The organism is Marinovum sedimenti (genome assembly GCF_054052205.1).
This window is the reverse complement of record NZ_CM133223.1, coordinates 2,715,407-2,732,570: the sequence shown is the minus strand read 5'-3', so window position 1 is coordinate 2,732,570 and position 17,164 is coordinate 2,715,407. Positions and strand designations below refer to the sequence as shown.

The window sequence follows — 17,164 nt, the reverse complement described above, 5'->3', positions numbered from 1 at the left end:
TGCAAACCGGCCAAAAGTGACTGTGGCGCAAATACCACCAAGCGACGGCGGCCCAAATCTGTTAACATTTTACTTTACGCAAACCGGCCAAATTCTTAACATTGCATTATAAATCGCGCCTGACGCGAAACAATGCAGCCCGAAAACGGGCGCACCTAAAAAAACATAACCGCTCAAAAAGAGCGGAAATTGAGGTAGAGAATATGGCAAGAATCAGTGTCTTCGGCATTGGGTATGTAGGCGTGGTCTCCGCGGCCTGTCTGGCCCGCGATGGCCACCAAGTGATCGCGGTGGATGTCGACCCCGGCAAAATCAATGCAATCAATTCCGGTTTGTCCCCGATTGTCGAAAACGGACTCGACGATTTGATCGAACAGGTCGTCAAAGACGGCAAACTTACTGCAACAGACGATGTGCAATACGCCATCGACAACTCCGATGCGAGCTTCATCGCCGTTGGCACGCCCAGCGCGCCGGATGGCTCTGTCGGTCTGAAATATGTCGAGATCGTCTGCCGCAACATCGGCGCGGCGCTCGCGAAGAAAGACGCCTATCATACGGTTGTCATCCGCTCGACCATTGTGCCCGGCTCGACCGAAGGCACCTGCATTCCGGTGCTCGAAGAGGCCAGCGGCAAAACCGCGGGCAAAGAGTTTGGCGTTGGCTATTACCCTGAATTCCTGCGCGAAAGCACCGCGATCGAGGATTACTACGATCCCGGTCTGATCGTCTTTGGCGCGCTCGATCAAGGCACCGCTGACATTCTCACCGAGATCAACACCGGCCTCCCCTGCGAGATCAAGGTTGTCGACGTGCGCACCGCCGAGATGGTGAAATACACCTCGAACACATGGCGCGCGGTCAAAGTCACCTTTGCCAATGAGATCGGCAATATCGCCAAGGCCAGCGGACTTGACGGGCAGACCGTGATGGAAATCCTGTGCTCTGACACCAAGGTTAACATCTCGTCTTACTTCATGCGGCCCGGTTTTGCCTTTGGCGGCTCTTGCCTGCCCAAGGATGTGCGCGCGCTGCGCCATCTGGCCAGCACCCAAGGCACCCCGGCGCACCTGCTGAACGCAGTTCTTGAGGCAAACGAGGCGCAAATTCGCCGCGCCGAGGAAATGGTTGAACGCACCGGGGCCAAGAAGGTCGGCTTTGTCGGCATCTCCTTCAAACCCGGCACCGATGATCTGCGCGAAAGCCCGCTGGCCGAACTGGCCGCGCGGCTGATCAAGAACGGTGTGCAGGTCGATATCTACGATCCCTATGTGTTTGAGGCCTATGCCAACGACAATTCGACAGCAGGGCGCGGCAACGATGTGATCCCCGACCTCAAGGACCGGATGACCCCGGACCTTGATGCGATGATCGACGGGGCCGGAGCCATTCTGGTGGGCAACTTCTACCGCGACACGGTGGAAACGCTGGAAGCGGCGGCCACCAGCCGCCCGGTTCTAGACCTGACCCGGATGAGCCGCTCGAAAGTGTCTGACGGCACCTATGAAGGGATCTGCTGGTAATCCAGCACTCCGACACCCCGATCGCAAAGAGGAGCCGAGCCATGCTTGCGCTCTCCCATCTTGCCTATTTCTCAGTGGTGATCCTGCTGGTGACCCTGGTGCCCAAGGCGGCACTGGGGGAGATCAGCTACGCAACCAACACGATCTTCATCATGGGGTTTCTGGGCACCTGGCGCTACAGCTGGGCGGCGATCAACTTTACCCGTGCCGTGATTTTCCGCCGGATCGTGCATCCCAAGCGCAAGCGCAAGGCGCGCAAGCGCTTTGCCGAGCGGGCGGGCAATTCGCATATGTACATGCTGGTCACGTCTTACATGGTCGAACCGCATGTCACCCTGCCGGTCTATCGCAGCGTCTTTCGCGCCGCGTCGCGCGCTCGGGATGGCGCAACGATTGTGGCCTCTGTGGTCGATGGCGCGGACGAACGCCTAATCCGCTCGATCTATGAGACACAGGTCGAGGACATGGCCAATGTTCACCTGATCATTGACCGCATCAAGGCCAACGGCAAACGCGATGCCCTGGCCAAGACCCTGCGCATTCTGGGCAGCCACAGCCCCACCCACCGCGACATCCTTGTGTTCATCGACGGCGATACGATGGTGCCCGAGGATATCTGGTTCGAAAGCGCCCCGGTGTTTACCGATCTCAAGGTGGGCGCGCTGACCACCGACGAAGCCGTCGAAGTGGGCCGCGAGAGCCTGTTCAAAGACTGGTTCGTGCTGCGCTTTAACCAACGGCAGGTGATGATGTGTTCGATGGGCCTGTCCAAACATGTCCTCACGCTGACCGGTCGGATGAGCGTGTTTCGCGCCGATCTGGCGACGCGGGCGGATTTCATCGAAGGCATCAACCATGATTTCCTCGATCATTGGCGGCTCGGCCGGGTCAAGTTCCTGACCGGCGACGACAAATCGACATGGTACTGGCTGCTGAAAAACGGCTACGAAATGCACTACCTGCCCGACGTCTGCTCGGTCAGTTATGAGTTTCAGCCGCGCCCGACGTTCCTTGACAGCTCCAAGACGCTGATGGTGCGTTGGTTCGGCAACATGATCCGCACCAATGGCCGGGCGATGCGCTTGGCTCCAAGTTTGATCGGCCCGTTTACCTGGTGGTCGATCCTCGACCAGCGGGTTTCGATGTGGACGACGCTTGTTGGCCCGATCACCGTAGCACTGGCGGCGCTCATGGTCTCGCCCACCGTCATCCCGCTTTATATCGCTTGGGTCATGGTCACGCGCTACGTGTTCTGCGTGATCATCGCCCTGTTTCGCGGCACATGGTTTCCCATCACCCACCCACCGATCCTCTACTTTAGCCAAGTCGTGGGTGCGGCATTGAAAACCTACGTCAGCTTCCGCATGGACAAGCAGAAATGGACCCGACAATCGACCGGGTCCAGCGGCGCCATTGTTGCCTTCCGCGACAAGCTTAAGGCCGCCGAAAGCGCTGTTCATCACATCATTGCACTGGTCTGGCTCACGCTTGCCATTCTGTATTTTACAAAGGTCTGAGGGGTCATAATGCTCGACAAGATCACGACTGAAAAAGACGCAAACGGCATTCCCGTACCGCCCAAAGTGCCCGCCGAATTCGGCTTTGACACCGAGCACCCGGTCCTGCCGGTGCCCTTCACCGCCCAGATCGGCGAAGCCAAATTCAACGGCACCGGCATTTCGGTCACAGCGGCCTATGTCGATCTGCAAGGCGCGATCTCGCCGACCTTGATCGGCACCCGCCAGGCCGTCCGACTGCGGTTCGATTTTGGCGGCTTTACCGTCACGCTGTTTGTCGAAGCATCCGTGACCGCCAATGCCACCGGCGACGAGCTGACGCTGCAATTCATTGACCCCACCGGGCCGCACCTGCCGCAGCTGCGCTATATCCTCAACACCTATATCGCGGGCGATGTCGTGGCACTGGGGTCAATGATGGCCTACACCGGGCCGACCCAGTTGAAAGAGCTTAATACCATCGGCAACACCCCTGCCGACAACCGCCGCCGGGTCAAAAGCATCGGCGTTGTGATCCTTTCGGCGGTGCTGATCTACCTCGCGCTCGGCTCGCTGTTCCAGCGTTACACCACCAGCTATGAGCTGCGTCCGGTGTTTATCATGCGGGCCGGCAACGAGATGCGCGCCACCAGCGGCGGCCAGATCATCTATCTCGATCCGACAGCGGGCAAGGGCGAGGTGCTTTATTCGCTTTCGGCCACCACCGGCGACGTGCTGAACTTTCAATCGCCCTGCGACTGCGAAGTCTCGCTGACCGACGCCATGTTTGAGGGCGCGACGGTTTTGCCCGGTGACAGCATCCTGACGCTGTATGGCGATGACACATCGGTGCGGGTCCAGACCCAGATGAGCACCGAGGGCCTGTCGCGCGCGATGAGCGGCGAACTTGTCCATCTTCAAATGGATGACGGGCGGGCCATACCGGCGCGTGTCATCCTGACATCTGCGACAAGCGCGGCGGCGGAAGAAGGCGACATCTTCCTGCCCGTCCGGCTTGACCCGGAACCTGGCGCTCTCACCGCCAATGATATTGGCAAATCCGCGCGGGTGCGGATTTCCAAGGCACTTTTCGCCAGAGCATTCGAAAATGGGATCGAAGCGCAATGAACGAGATCACTCCTCTGATCATCTGCGGCGGCAACGGCACCCGGCTTTGGCCGATATCGCGCACGCACAGCCCCAAGCAATTTCAGCGCATCGGTGCGCAGGATACGCTGACCTTCTTTCAAACCGCCGTCGAGCGGCACTCTGGTGACGGGTTTGCGACACCCGTTGTGGTGTCATCGGCCAAGCATTCCCGCACGCTGCACCGGCAATTGCGCCAGATCGGGCGCGGCGCGGATGTGATCCTTGAGCCGATGGGCCGCAACACCGGGCCTGCGGTTCTGGCGGCGGCGCTGAAACTCTCGGCCAAAGACCCCGAAGCGCTGATGCTGGTGGTGCCCGCCGATCATGTGATCGAAGGCGACATCAACACCGCGATTCAGGCGGTGCAGGCCGGGGCGGAAGCGGGCTATATCATCACCTTCGGCATCAAGCCGCGCTATGCGGAAACCGGGTTCGGCTATATCACCGATGGCGGCCCGATCATCGAACATGCCAATCTGCGCGAAGTCGAACGCTTTGTCGAAAAGCCCCCCACCCGCAAGGCGCGGCTGTTGGTGGAAAGCGATATCGCCTATTGGGCCTCGGGGATCAGCCTGTTCAAGGCCTCGACCATCATCGAGGAATACAGCAAATACGACCCCGATACGCTTGACCATGTGGTGCAGGCGCTGAGCGCGGGCACCGACACCCCCGAGGGGCTTTTGCTCGACGGCAATGCCTTTGGCCGCGCCGACAGTGAGCCGACCGAAAAGGCGGTGTTTGAACGCACCCGCCGCATCGCGCTTTGCCCGCTGGACGTGGAGTGGAGCGATGTTGGCAGCTGGACCGCGATGTACGGCATTTCGGATGCGGACGCGAACGGCAATGTCATTCAGGGCGATGTGATCTCGGTCGAGACCAAGAACTGTATGATCCGGTCGGAAACCCGGCTGGTGACCTGTGTCGGGCTGGAGGACATTATTGTGGTCGACACCGCTGACGCGCTGCTGGTCACCAAGGTGGGCCATTGTCAAAGCGTCAAGAAGGTGGCCGAACACCTGAAATCGAACGAACGCATCGAGGCCGAGAAGCACCAGCGCAGCGATTACGAATGGGGCAGCATCCGCCAGATCGTGGCGCGCGATCACATGACCATGTGCGCCGTGACGGTGAAACCGGGGGCCACCATGCGGCTTGATCCGGCACCGGGGCGTGAGGCGATTGTCTCTGCCGGCGAGGCGCTTCTGACCAATGGCCGCACGCAGGCCCGGCTGAGCGAAGGCGACCGCCAACTGCTGTGTGACGAAACCCACACCACCCTGAGCAATCCCAACGATGTGCCGTTTGAGGTGCTGGTTCTGACGATTGCAATGCAGGATGCTCCACAAGATCTGGCAAGCAGCGCGCGATATGCGTCGTGAGCGCACCAGAGCGCTGACGTCCCGGCTGGCACTCTTCGGGCTGTTGGCGGCGCTGGCCATGCCTTTGGCCGCCGCCCCTGACAGCCCCGGCCAGATCCAGCGCCGCGCGGTCGAGGGTTTGGCCGAGGCCACCAAGGCCGATCCCGACGCGCGCCGAAGTGCGCGGCAACTGATCACCGAGGCCGGGTTTGCCCTGCCTGCCCCGCCAAACCTGTCGCCGCTGCCAGCGCGCAGCGGGGGTGCGGTCACGACCGACCGGTTTGATCTGCGCATCGCGCTTGGGCTGTTGGCGCAGGCTTTCGGCCACGAAGACAACAGCGCGGTTCTGGCCGCACAACAGGCCAGTGGCACCGAGGTGATGATGATCACCGAAGGCAGCCTGAGCCTTGCTGATCTGGCAACCATCATGGGGCCCAAGGCCGTCTCTGGCGCCACGGTGCTGGAGCTGCGTGCGCCAATCATTCTGTGGCACGGGGCCGAACTGCGGGTCGCCCCCGGCGAGATGCTGCAACTCAGCCGCGAACACGGGGCCTTTATCCTGAATTTCGGCCGGTTGATCATCGACGGAGCCGAGTTGCGCGGCGTCGGCGGGGAAAACCCGCACAACGAAGAGTTCGCGCCCTTTGTCACAACCTCCGGCCCCGGCACGCTCCAGATCCGCGGCACCCGCGTCACCGATCTTGGGTTTGGCAGCACGGTGAAGTTTTCCGGCCTGTCCGTGGCGCGCACCGCGCTGGACCGGCCCGCCGCGGCCTCGTTTATCACCGACAGTGTGATCACCCGCGTGCGCCGTATCTCGGTGCAATCCGCCCACGGGCTGACGCTTGACAACAACCGCCTGATTGACGCGAGCTCTGCGGCGCTGGTCATCCAGCACAGCCGCGATGTTACGGTGACGTCGAACCTTGTGCAGGGCAAATCCACGACCAATGCGATCCGCGTGCTCGAAGGCTCGGTCGGGACGTATCTGGCGGGCAACGCCATTCTGGGCGGCGAACGGGTGGGCATCCTGATCAAGAACGCCGCCGACCGCACCCGCATCCACGGCAATATCGTCTGGCGTCGCGATGGCAGCGGGATCAAGGTCGACCGGGCGCGCTGTACCGAAGTGACCGGCAACTTCCTGATCGACAACCGGCAAAAAGGCATCGAAGTGCGCCGCAGTCTCGAAGCGCGACTGGGCAGCAATATGCTGGTCGGCAACAAAAGCGCCGGGATCTGGGTCTCGGGCCAGCCCAAAGGGGCGGTTACCCGGATCGAGGACAACGTGCTGGATGCCAATGGCTCGGGGCTTGCCACCGCGACCGCCGAGGCGCTGCTGCTTGAGGGCAACGATTTCACCGCCCAGTTCCCGAAGTTTCTTGACGGTGACATGGTGCGGCAAGCGCGGTTCGTGGCGTCCGATCTTACCGGCGCAACGGCGATTGCGCTGGATGCCGCGGGCCCGGTGCAGATCACCGACCTCACCCGCCACTGCGACGGAGGCTGAGCGATGCGGCAGAGTTGGATCAAAACCGGTGCCGGGGCCCTGCTGGCTATGATGCTGGCCACCCTTTTGGCCACTGTGTTGGCCACCGCCTCGCTGGCGCAATCTCTGGTGCTGCCCGCTCCGCCGGAAAGCCGCAAGATCACCGTTGTTGTCGACCGTGGCATCACCCACACCCGGCAATTGCGCAGCCCGCACCTGCGCTATCTGCGCAAACAGATGGTCGGCAAGGCCGCGATGGCCGAAGCCGATCTGCGCCAGTTGGCCGACGCCAAAGACTCACTTGCCGCGCTTAAAATGGTCAAACTTCTGCGCACGCGCGACACCCGTAAAAACGCCTCTGACATCGCGTTTTATGCCAGCGTCGCGGCAGGTGCCGGGCGCAAGGGCATGCTCAATGATTTCGTCGAGGCGCTTTATCTGCTTGATCCCGAAACCGAACCCAAGGCGCGGATTTCGCAATACATTCGCATCCTCTACGGCCACGCCTGGGCGGGCAACACGATGGCGCAGGACGCCATGATCGCGCTCAACGGACCGGGCCGTTTGTTTGGCCCGATGGGCCCTGCCACCCGCGAACGGATCGTGGCACAGGCGGCGGACAGTCATGGGCGTCTGGTGCTGAGCCTCGCCATTGCGGACCTCGGGCACGAGGGGCTTGAGGCCGGCGATCTGACCCGCATCATCGGCTACTTCACCCTCGCGGAGCGCCACGGCGATCCGGCCTTGCGCACGGTGGCGCACAGCCTGCGTACCGGGGCCGAGGCTCGGCTTGCCGCACAGGTCAACGCACGGGCTGACGCTCGGGTAGACGTTCGGGGAACCAATTGATGCCACGCCACGCCTTCCGACGCGCCCTGCCTCCCACATTGGCGGCCTCCCTTCTGGCCGCGACACTGCTCGCCGCGCCAGTTGCCGCAGAAACGCTTTATGGCTGCTCGGGCTTGGCGGGCGGGCACTACATGGCGAGCGTTGAGGGCCGCGACGGCGTGCTCTTTCGCATTGATCCGGCGCTGAAGAACGACCATCCGATGGAGCCCGAAACCGTCGAAGACCTCGCCCAGTTGACCCGCACGCTTGCCGCCAAAGGCACCGCGCTGATCGTGGTGCCGGTGCCCGAGAAATCGCTGGCGATGCCCCGGTTTCTGTCACAGGACACGGTCGATTTCGGCTTTGATTACTCGCTCGCGACCACCGTCTTTCTCGACAAACTGGACAGGTTGCACACCGCCGGGGTCCGCGTGGTGGACATCCGCGCCGATATGGTGCGCGCCGACAAAGTGAACCCTGATGGCCCCCTGCCCTATTTCAAGACCGATCCCCGCCTGACGGCCGAGGGCGCGCGCATCGCGGCCACCGCCATTGCAGCGGCCATCGCCAAGGTGCCCGGCATCGATGACCTTGCCAAAAGCCGGTTTGAATCCGAAGCGACGGGCACATCTGTGGTGGACTCGCCCGCCCGTCTGATCCGCCAGCGTCATTGCGCCGAAGCCCTGCCCGAGGCCGAAACCGAGACCTATCGCACAACGCGCACCTACACCGCCGAGGGCGCGCAGGGCATCATCGCGCTGTTGGGCAGCGAATATTCCGACACGCCGCAGGCCAATTTTGCCGGGTTTCTTGCGCAGGAAAGTGGGCTGGATGTGATCCAGTATTCCGTGCCCGGCGGCGGTGCCTTTGCGGCGATTTCCACCTATTTGACCTCGGCAGAGTTCCAATCCGCCCGCCCCAGCATCCTTGTCTGGGAGTTCCCCCAATCCGAGGCCCCCGGCCTTTATGACGACCAGCCGATGCAAGAGCTGATCGCGGCGGCGGGCGGCACCTGCAGCCTTGAACTGGAGGTTCAGCGGGACGAAGACCGCCCCGACAGGGTGAGCGTCGATCTTGCCGCGCTCGACCCCGAGGCCGACTATATGCTGTTTGTCGACAGCGGCGGCGCGCCCGCTTGGGCCGCGCGCTTTGCCTATTCCAACGACGCCGGCGAAATCCGCCACCGCGACATTGACCGCCACAAGGCGCAAGTGCCGACGGGGCGGTTTTATACTCCGATGACCGGGCTCTGGCCCGGCGGGGCGGCCTCGGTCGAGGTGACACTGGATGTGCCGTTTGGCGACAAGATCGAGGTGCGCGCATGTCAGCGTTAAAGCGGATGTTTCTGGCCCCCTGCACCGCTGCGCTGCTGGCGCCTGCGCTGATCCCAAGCGCGTCGGTGTCTGCGCCGCTGGAGCTTGCCTTTTTGCCGCCCACCATTGAGCAACAGAGCCTCTGCGGCACCGGGCTTGAGGAACGAACCGTCCACGATGGATCACCGGGGCAGGACGACAGGCTGACCGATCTCGAACGTGTCCGCTATCTGCAACGCGATATCCGCCGGTTCCAATCGAAAGACCCGGACCGGTTTTTCGATTTCGTCGCAGACCTGCGCAAACGGCTGACTGCGGCGGATGCGAGCTTTGGCGGGCCGAACGAATTGATCGACATGATCGGCCTTCATATCGATGCGGGCCGGGTGCTGCCGCTGGAACAGGCCGGCCTTGTGCAACAGTTGCTCGACACGCGCGACACCCTGAACAATGCGCAGCGCATGCGGCTTGCGCTGTTCCTGCTGCAAGGTGTCGGCACGCAGCCCGATGAAACGGCGGCCTTTGATCTGATCCGCGAGGCGGCCTTTGGGGGCCACCCCGAGGCGCTGTTGTTCATCGCCCGCCGCTTGGCCGAGGATCGCCCGCTGCCCGGCTGGGATGCCCCACAAGACCTGACGGCAACGATGGCCTTTGGCGGGCTGCTGGGCCAGATGGATGGCCGGGTCTGCGCCCGCGCCGAACGCATTGCCGAAGAGTATCTGAGCGGTGGCATCCTGCGCCGAAACCCCGAGCTGGGGCGGGCGTGGTATCGCTTTGCCGCCGATCTGGGCTCGGCGCGGGCGTCGTGGCGGATGGTGGAATTTCACCTCTCGGCCGGGGTGAACCAGCAAGACAACGCCGAGATGTTGCACTATCTGCGCCGCGCGGTGTCACGCGGGATTGTGGTCGACGATGCGGCGCAGGGGCAATTGAAAGCCGGCGGCATCGACGCCGACACCCTGCGCGAAATCCTTGCCTTCAACCAGTCCGACGACCGGGGCCGCCAACGCCCCTCGCTGACCGGGTTGCTGCGGCTGAACGTCAACATTGATGCTGAAGAAACCAGCCTGTCCGGCCCCCACCTGATCTATCTGCGCGAAATCGTCGCCCTGCCCTCCGCCCCCGGCGCGGTCTTTACCGATCTGGCGCAAGAGCTGCAGGTGCGCATTGGCCGTTGGGCTGGCGAAGACGAGATCATGGCGCAGCTTGAGATTGCCACGAACCGCGATGATCCCGAAGGCATGCGGCTTTTGGCGCGCAAGCTGCTGCGCTATCGCGACGATCCTTCCAAGCTCAACCGCGCGATCGACCTGTTGACTCGCGCCGCCACCCGCCACCGGGATGCTCCGGCGATGGACGCGCTTGATACCCTGTTTCGCTGTCAGGCCCCGAACGCGCCCCTGCTGGAAAATGCCGCCCCCTGGGCCCGCGCCTATCGGGCCACCGGCCATGACACCGTTTCGCTCAGCGCCACCAACCTTTTGGCGCTCGACCCGTTCAAAGACCCTTGGCGCCTTGCCCGTCTGCAAGCGCAGGCCCTGTCGGGGCGGCCCACTTCGCTCGCCAATTACCTGCAACTGGTGCAGGTCGATCCGCTGGCCACCGAGACCCGCCAGCGCCTCTGGGCGGACCGCACCGACAATTCCGACAAGACGTTGGAAGAATTCGCCAAGCTGGAGTTTGAGCTGGCCACCAACCCCGCCGAACGCGCCTTGGCGCTTGAATTCTTCCGCCGGGTTTACCTTAACAACGGTGTCACCTCGGCGCTTGATCTGTCGGTCGCGATGATCAACGACAATGGCATGTCGCCGGACATGGCCGCCGAAGTCCGCACCCAGCTGCGCCAAGCCAGCCACCGCGGCGAAGGCGCTGCGATCCGCCTGCTTGCCCGGCTTGGCAAAGAGGCGGATGCCGAACAGCAAGTGTTTGACGAATTCGCCCAGATCATTGACGACCGTGGCGATTTTCTGGCGATGATGTTCGCCCTGCCCTATGTAACGGCCGACAAACGCGACGATTATTTCGACCGCGCCGCCAGCGAGATGAACTGCACCACCAAGGACACCGATGAGATGGGCGAGGCCCACGCCATCCACGGCAATGCCGACATGTCGTTTCATTGGCGCGAGATTGGGCTGACCATCGAAGGCCACAACACCCTGTCCCGGCTGCGGCTGACCAATGGCCAGATGGAGGGGTTCGACACCCAGGCGGCCCCGACCGCCAGCGCCGTGGCAGAGCGCGATCTTGGCGCTGATACCGCCGCGCTCTGGCGGCTGTTTGCGCTCACCGGCAGCCCCGACCTCTCTGGCTACGACCCCGAAACCGCCGCCAGCCAATTCAAGGCCCTCGCCCAGATCCCCGGCACCATGCCGCGCGCCTTTGAGCAATATCTGGCGACCCCGCCAGAGCTGCGCGCGGCCATCGATCACGCGCTCGATTTCAAGCTGCTGCTCGCCAAAGCCGCACAGGCCGGCGACCCGGATGCGCTCTGGCGCCAAGCCCGGCTGTTGCAGTCCGACGCCGGTTCGATACAAGCTCTGGCCGAGGCCGTTACCGCCGTCCGCGCCGCCGCTTTGGCCGGATCGGTCCCGGCCATGACGCAATACGGCCGCGCGCTGGCTCTTGGGCTCGGCATCACCCGCGACGACACGGAGGCCCTCGAATGGCTCGACAAAGCTGCCACCGCCAAAGACCCGGACGCCGCAGAACTTGCGCGCTGGCTGCGGCTGCGCTGATCGCAGGCGTGCCCGGCCTGAGCTTTGCCCAAGACTGCGCCCCTGCGCCGGATCCGGTTCTGACACTGGCGTTTGAAAGCCGCTATACCGACGACAGCGCCACCCGCTCCGACATCGATCCCGACGCCGAGGCCGAGACCGAAGCCGCCCTTCAGCCGCTTGACGATTTCATCCGCGACCTCGCAGATTTGGCCAATCAGGTATACGCCCCCGAGGCGGCACAGAGCACGATTTCCGACTGCGTGGTCAGCCAACTCGCCGTCTGGGCCCGCGCCGATGCGCTGGCCACTTTGTCGACAGAGACCGCGCAGCTCACCGTCGGCTCACGCCTCGCCGGGATCGGGATGATCCTGCGCCAAGTCGCGCCACACGCCGCCGCCACCGAGGAATACAAACAGGTGCTGGAGTGGCTCACCGGGCTGGCCTATGCGCAGATGACCTATTGGGAGGACGCCGCCCCCGACGGTGCGCGGCGCGGCAATCTGCGCGCCTGGGCGGCGCTGGGGCTGGCGGCGATCTCGGATCTGACAGACGACGCAATCCTGCGCGCTTGGGCCACCGTTTCAACCGACCACGTGCTCTGTACTGCCGCCCCCGACGGTAGCCTCCCCCAAGAGATGACGCGCGGGCGCCTTGCCTATCATTACCAACTGCACGCAGTCGCTCCGCTGGTCGTCACGACCCGGCTTCTCAACGCTTGGGACATCGCGCCGGGGGCCCGCTGCGACGACGCGCTGAACCGTATTGTGGGCTTTGTGATCGACGACCTCGCTGATGGAAACCACACGCAAAACATAACGGGCGAGGTCCAGAGTTATTTCGACGGAAGCCGCGAGATTTCCTCGTATAATCTGGCGTGGCTCGAGGCATATCTCGCCGCGCCGGACGCGATCGACCTCGAAGATATCGCTGCGCGCTATCGGCCTTTGGGCAGTTCGAAACTTGGTGGCGATCAGTCTTTGATCTGGAGAAAACCTTAGTTTTTGTGGCGTGCTTTCGCGGGTGAGGATTTTTTGAATAATCCGCTGGACACCGCTGCTTAGCGCTTCTAAAAGGCCTGCACCCGAACGACGTGTCGTTCTCCCGTGCCCGGGTAGCTCAGGGGTAGAGCAGTGGATTGAAAATCCTCGTGTCGGTGGTTCGATTCCGCCCCCGGGCACCATTAAATCACACACAAGACTTTGATTTTAATGGACATTACTGCCAGCGGATTGGTATCTGTGTTCACACCCGTGTTCACAAACGGGTATAGCAATGCCGATGATCACCGTGAAGTATGCCAAGACAGACACCCGAACGGGCAACCTGAATTACCGCCGCCGCGTTCCAAAGGCGCTGCAACAGTTCTTTCCCAGCCAAACAATGCTTGTTAAAGCACTAGGCAAGGGCGGAGCGGCGATGGTTGCCAATGGTAAGTATCATGAGCACATCGAACATCTTCTCGCCCTAGCACAGGCTGGAGTGACTGGGCGGACCGCTGCCGAACAGCGTAGCCACCTTAAAGCGATGCTGAAGGGCTGGAGCGCGGACCCGCATTCGCCGGGGGCAGATGCGAATGAGCGAACTTGGCGCAGCGAGGCGGCTGACCAGATGCTAGCGCCATTCCAAGACACCGACACAGGGCAGTGGAACGCAGTCCCCGCTGAGGTGGAAGCTCAAGCGACCGCACTCCTAAAAGGAATACCCGAAACCAGCCCCGAGCCGACCATCACGGACGCCTTTCGCTTTTATCTGGTGGAGAAGGCCATGTTGATCCCTGAAAAGCGCAAGAAGCAAATTGGACCTGTCGCGGTTTGATGCCGCTCCTTTGATAGCATTTACTGCAACAAAGGAGATTGACTATGGGACTGAAACGGACGGACGAATTCCGCCAAGATGCGGTTCGTATCGCACTAACCAGTGGGCTAACACGTAAGCAGGTGGCTGACGATCTGGGTGTTGGCATGTCAACGCTGAACAAATGGATCACCGCGCACCGAGATACAGACGTGGTTTCCAAAGAGGATTTAGACCTCGCCAAAGAGAATGATCGGCTTCGGCGCGAGATCAGGCTCCTCAAGGAGGAGAGGGAGATCTTAAAAAAAACCGTTCCCGGCCGCAGCCCGCCTGTGCGCAGTATAAACAGCCTGTGCTATGCTGCGCCTGAAGGGCAGTTGCCGATGGCTTATTGGTGGGCTGGACCCCGTTAAAAAACGTGGCACATGGGCTGATGCGCACTTGAGAGTGGTGACGCCGCCATCGCGGTGATCCCGGTTAGGAAGATGACGAACTTGCATAGCCCACGCCCTTCGCCTTGAACGGAGGAGGTGCCATGACGAAGCGTAAATCCGGTGGCCACCCGGACTTGAAGATGGTCAATCCCAATGCGGCCGCGATCGACATCGGCTCGACGATGCACATGGCGGCTGTGAACCCTGACACCGACATCATGCCAGTGCGCGCCTTTGGGACATTCACACAAGATTTGCACGACCTTGCCGACTGGTTCCGGTCGTGCGGTGTCACCAGCGTGGCCATGGAGTCGACCGGCGTTTACTGGATACCGGCCTTCGAGATCTTGGAAGCGAATGGCTTCGAGGTCATCCTCGTGAACGCCCGTTACGCCAAGAATGTGCCTGGCCGCAAAACCGATGTCAGCGATGCCGGATGGCTGCGTCAGCTACACTCCTATGGTCTGTTGCGTGGCAGTTTTCGGCCTGAGGCCGAGATCGCCACCTTGCGCGCCTATATGCGCCAGCGCGAACGCCTGACAGAATATGCCGCCGCTCACATCCAACACATGCAGAAGGCGCTGATGGAGATGAACCTGCAACTGCATCATGTCGTCTCCGATATCACAGGCGGGACCGGTATGCGGATCATCCGCGCCATCGTCGCTGGCGAGCGTGATCCGGAGGCTCTCGCCGCGTTCCGGGATGTTCGCTGCAAATCCTCTATGGACACGATCAAGGCCGCGCTGGTCGGCAACGACCGTGAGGAGCATGTCTTTGCCCTGACACAGTCGCTGGAACTTTACGATTTCTACAAATCGCAGATCGAAGCATGCGACCGCAGGCTCGAGACGGCGGTCGGAGCGCTGACTGCCAAGGCAGATGGAGATCTGGCCCCACTGCCCAAGGCACGGATCAAGTGCAAGCAGCACAACGCGCCGTCTTTCGATGTGCGCGCTGCACTTTACGGGGTGCTGGGCACGGACCTGACGCAGATCCATGGCCTTGGGCCGTCGCTGGCTTTGAAGCTGGTGGCCGAATGCGGCACGGATTTGCGCGCGTGGAAGAGCGCCAAGCACTTCACGTCGTGGCTCTGTCTGGCGCCGGGCAACAAGATCTCTGGTGGCAAGCTGCTGTCTTCGCGGACACGCCGATCTTCAAGCCGCGCCGCTGCACTTCTGCGTCTTGCAGCCGTCACGATTGGCCGAAGTGACACGGCCCTCGGTGCGTTCTATCGACGCCTCTCGGCCCGGATCGGCAAGCAGAAGGCGGTGACCGCAACGGCGCGCAAGATCGCAGTTCTGTTTTACAACGCTGTGCGGCACGGCATGACTTACCAAGATCAAGGCGCCGCAGCTTATGACGAACGACATCGGCAACGTGTGCTGTCAAACCTTCAACGGCGCGCCAAGACCCTCGGATTTGCATTGGCGCCCATCCCGGAGACAGCGGCTGTTTCTTAGGAAGGCCACCCAATTCTTCGCGGGTCTAAAGCAATGAGGTTTAGGTTCATCGAAGAGCACATGTCCAGCTTCCCAGCCAATCGCTTGTGCGATGTCGTTGGTGTCAGCGCACGCGGTCTACGTGCCTTCTGCAGTCGTCCTGCCAGCCGTCGGCAGCGGTCAGATCTGGTGACCTTGGCCCACATCAAAGAACAGTCCCGTCTTAGTTTGGGCAGTTATGGAAGGCCACGGATGACCGAAGAACTGAAAGAGATTGGTCTGGATGTCGGGCACCGCCGTGTCGGGCGCTTGATGCGTCAGAACGGCATATCTGTGGTCAGGACGCGCAAACACAAGGTGACCACAGACAGCAATCACAAGTTCAATATCGCGCCAAACCTGCTGGATCGTGACTTCAACGCAGATGGGCCAAATCAGAAATGGGCTGGTGACATAAGCTACGTCTGGACCCGTGAGGGATGGCTGTATCTGGCTGTGGTCATAGATTTGCATTCCCGTCGTGTCATCGCCCTCTCATGGTTTGCAAAGGCAAACCACTGCCGGGTAACAGGTGGGCTGTGAGCAATCGCATGAAGCGCGATCTTGCGATCCGGGCTTTGAAAATGGCCATCGCGTTCCGGTCACCGCCGAAAGACTGCATCCACCACACGGATCGCGGCAGCCAAGGCGGATTCAACTGGTCGTCGCAACGGTTCCAGATTGGAGGTTGTGATGACAACACACAAACGAGCTTCGGATCGAAGCACCCGAGACAAGATGCGCTCGCCAGGACGGCCCAAAGTGGCAGATCGCGCTCAGCAAGTTTTGTTTTGGCGATTGATTGAACAGGGCATTTCCAGCGAAGAAGCCGCAGTTCAAGCTGGAGCGTCTGCCCCTGTTGGCAGTCGTTGGTTTCGAGAGGCCGGAGGCATGCCGCCATCACAATACTCCAGTTCCGCACCGCCACCTTCGGGGCGCTATCTCTGTTTTGCAGAACGTGAAGAGATTGCGCTTTGTCGGGCTCAAGGTTTGGGCGTCAACGCGATCGCCCGTAAGATTGGCAGAGCTGCTTCTACGATTTCCAGAGAATTGCGTCGTAATGCAGCAACGCGCAGCGGCGGTTTTGAGTATCGCGCGACAACCGCCCAATGGCACGCTGATCGTGCAGCGCGCAGACCCAAGACAACAAAACTGGCACGACATGATATGTTGCGGCACTATGTCGAAGAGCGGCTGTCGGGTCAGATAGCGGGCCCCGATGGGGATGTTGTCGCTGGTCCTACCGTACGCTGGACAAAGCGGCGTTCGGTGCGGCGCCAGCACCGCAAATGGGCCCTGGCTTGGAGCCCTGAGCAAATTGCACGCCGCCTACCGCTGGATTATCCGGATGACCCCTTGATGCGTATCAGCCATGAAGCCATTTATCAGTCCTTGTTTATTCAGGGGCGTGGTGCGCTGCGTCGAGAATTGGTCGCTTGCCTGCGCTCTGGCCGCGCCTTGCGCGTTCCTCGCGCGCGACGAAAGGGTAAAGGCAAGGCTTACGTTACGGACGAGATAATGATCAGTGAACGTCCAGCCGAAGTCGAGGATCGTGCGGTTCCAGGACACTGATGGTGTG

General features: G+C 61.7%; 11 protein-coding genes, 1 tRNA gene and 3 pseudogenes. All 15 read left to right on the top strand.

What is annotated here, in order from left to right:
* The first annotated feature begins 203 nt into the window (after positions 1-203).
* Positions 204-1,523 carry a nucleotide sugar dehydrogenase gene (locus tag ACW9UO_RS13135; RefSeq protein WP_457086245.1) on the top strand — a complete coding sequence of 440 codons (1,320 nt, stop codon included), beginning with the start codon at positions 204-206 and terminating at the stop codon, positions 1,521-1,523.
* Between the two features lie 41 nt (positions 1,524-1,564).
* On the top strand, positions 1,565-3,040 hold the full coding sequence (locus ACW9UO_RS13130; RefSeq protein WP_457086244.1) for a glycosyltransferase: 1,476 nt from the start codon (positions 1,565-1,567) through the stop codon (positions 3,038-3,040).
* Positions 3,041-3,049: 9 nt separating this feature from the next.
* Entirely contained in the window at positions 3,050-4,147 is a 1,098-nt protein-coding gene (locus ACW9UO_RS13125; RefSeq protein ID WP_457086243.1) for a hypothetical protein, read from the top strand.
* Entirely contained in the window at positions 4,144-5,547 is a 1,404-nt protein-coding gene (locus ACW9UO_RS13120; RefSeq protein WP_457086242.1) for a mannose-1-phosphate guanylyltransferase/mannose-6-phosphate isomerase, read from the top strand. Before ACW9UO_RS13125 ends, ACW9UO_RS13120 begins: the two co-directional genes overlap by 4 nt.
* Positions 5,504-7,036 carry a right-handed parallel beta-helix repeat-containing protein gene (locus tag ACW9UO_RS13115; RefSeq protein WP_457086241.1) on the top strand — a complete coding sequence of 511 codons (1,533 nt, stop codon included), beginning with the start codon at positions 5,504-5,506 and terminating at the stop codon, positions 7,034-7,036. Before ACW9UO_RS13120 ends, ACW9UO_RS13115 begins: the two co-directional genes overlap by 44 nt.
* A gap of 3 nt (positions 7,037-7,039) precedes the next feature.
* A complete protein-coding gene (locus tag ACW9UO_RS13110; protein WP_457086240.1) occupies positions 7,040-7,864 on the top strand; it encodes a hypothetical protein in 825 nt (274 codons plus the stop codon).
* Positions 7,864-9,177: an alginate O-acetyltransferase AlgX-related protein gene (locus ACW9UO_RS13105; protein WP_457086239.1), complete on the top strand. Its 1,314-nt coding sequence runs from the start codon at positions 7,864-7,866 to the stop codon at positions 9,175-9,177. Before ACW9UO_RS13110 ends, ACW9UO_RS13105 begins: the two co-directional genes overlap by 1 nt.
* Positions 9,165-11,894 carry a tetratricopeptide repeat protein gene (locus ACW9UO_RS13100; protein ID WP_457086238.1) on the top strand — a complete coding sequence of 910 codons (2,730 nt, stop codon included), beginning with the start codon at positions 9,165-9,167 and terminating at the stop codon, positions 11,892-11,894. Before ACW9UO_RS13105 ends, ACW9UO_RS13100 begins: the two co-directional genes overlap by 13 nt.
* Positions 11,822-12,874 carry an alginate lyase family protein gene (locus ACW9UO_RS13095; protein WP_457086237.1) on the top strand — a complete coding sequence of 351 codons (1,053 nt, stop codon included), beginning with the start codon at positions 11,822-11,824 and terminating at the stop codon, positions 12,872-12,874. Before ACW9UO_RS13100 ends, ACW9UO_RS13095 begins: the two co-directional genes overlap by 73 nt.
* Before the next feature lie 107 nt (positions 12,875-12,981).
* A tRNA-Phe gene (locus ACW9UO_RS13090) sits at positions 12,982-13,056 on the top strand.
* A gap of 92 nt (positions 13,057-13,148) precedes the next feature.
* Positions 13,149-13,691: a hypothetical protein gene (locus tag ACW9UO_RS13085; RefSeq protein WP_457086236.1), complete on the top strand. Its 543-nt coding sequence runs from the start codon at positions 13,149-13,151 to the stop codon at positions 13,689-13,691.
* 44 nt (positions 13,692-13,735) lie between these two features.
* Positions 13,736-13,978, top strand: a pseudogene (locus tag ACW9UO_RS13080) (transposase); the annotation flags it as partial.
* 227 nt (positions 13,979-14,205) lie between these two features.
* Entirely contained in the window at positions 14,206-15,567 is a 1,362-nt protein-coding gene (locus tag ACW9UO_RS13075) for an IS110 family RNA-guided transposase (protein ID WP_457085813.1), read from the top strand.
* Positions 15,568-16,232, top strand: a pseudogene (locus ACW9UO_RS13070) (IS3 family transposase); the annotation flags it as partial.
* Positions 16,233-16,278: 46 nt separating this feature from the next.
* Positions 16,279-17,154: pseudogene (locus ACW9UO_RS13065) on the top strand (transposase); the annotation flags it as partial.
* Positions 17,155-17,164 lie beyond the last annotated feature (10 nt).

Excerpts from the sequence above, each read along its gene's own strand:
- ACW9UO_RS13135 (WP_457086245.1), top strand. The coding sequence starts at position 204 with ATGGCAAGAATCAGTGTCTTCGGCATTGGGTATGTAGGCGTGGTCTCC.
- ACW9UO_RS13130 (WP_457086244.1), top strand. The coding sequence starts at position 1,565 with ATGCTTGCGCTCTCCCATCTTGCCTATTTCTCAGTGGTGATCCTGCTG.
- ACW9UO_RS13125 (WP_457086243.1), top strand. The coding sequence starts at position 3,050 with ATGCTCGACAAGATCACGACTGAAAAAGACGCAAACGGCATTCCCGTA.
- ACW9UO_RS13120 (WP_457086242.1), top strand. The coding sequence starts at position 4,144 with ATGAACGAGATCACTCCTCTGATCATCTGCGGCGGCAACGGCACCCGG.
- ACW9UO_RS13115 (WP_457086241.1), top strand. The coding sequence starts at position 5,504 with ATGCTCCACAAGATCTGGCAAGCAGCGCGCGATATGCGTCGTGAGCGC.
- ACW9UO_RS13110 (WP_457086240.1), top strand. The coding sequence starts at position 7,040 with ATGCGGCAGAGTTGGATCAAAACCGGTGCCGGGGCCCTGCTGGCTATG.
- ACW9UO_RS13105 (WP_457086239.1), top strand. The coding sequence starts at position 7,864 with ATGCCACGCCACGCCTTCCGACGCGCCCTGCCTCCCACATTGGCGGCC.
- ACW9UO_RS13100 (WP_457086238.1), top strand. The coding sequence starts at position 9,165 with ATGTCAGCGTTAAAGCGGATGTTTCTGGCCCCCTGCACCGCTGCGCTG.
- ACW9UO_RS13095 (WP_457086237.1), top strand. The coding sequence starts at position 11,822 with ATGGCTCGACAAAGCTGCCACCGCCAAAGACCCGGACGCCGCAGAACT.
- ACW9UO_RS13085 (WP_457086236.1), top strand. The coding sequence starts at position 13,149 with ATGCCGATGATCACCGTGAAGTATGCCAAGACAGACACCCGAACGGGC.
- ACW9UO_RS13075 (WP_457085813.1), top strand. The coding sequence starts at position 14,206 with ATGACGAAGCGTAAATCCGGTGGCCACCCGGACTTGAAGATGGTCAAT.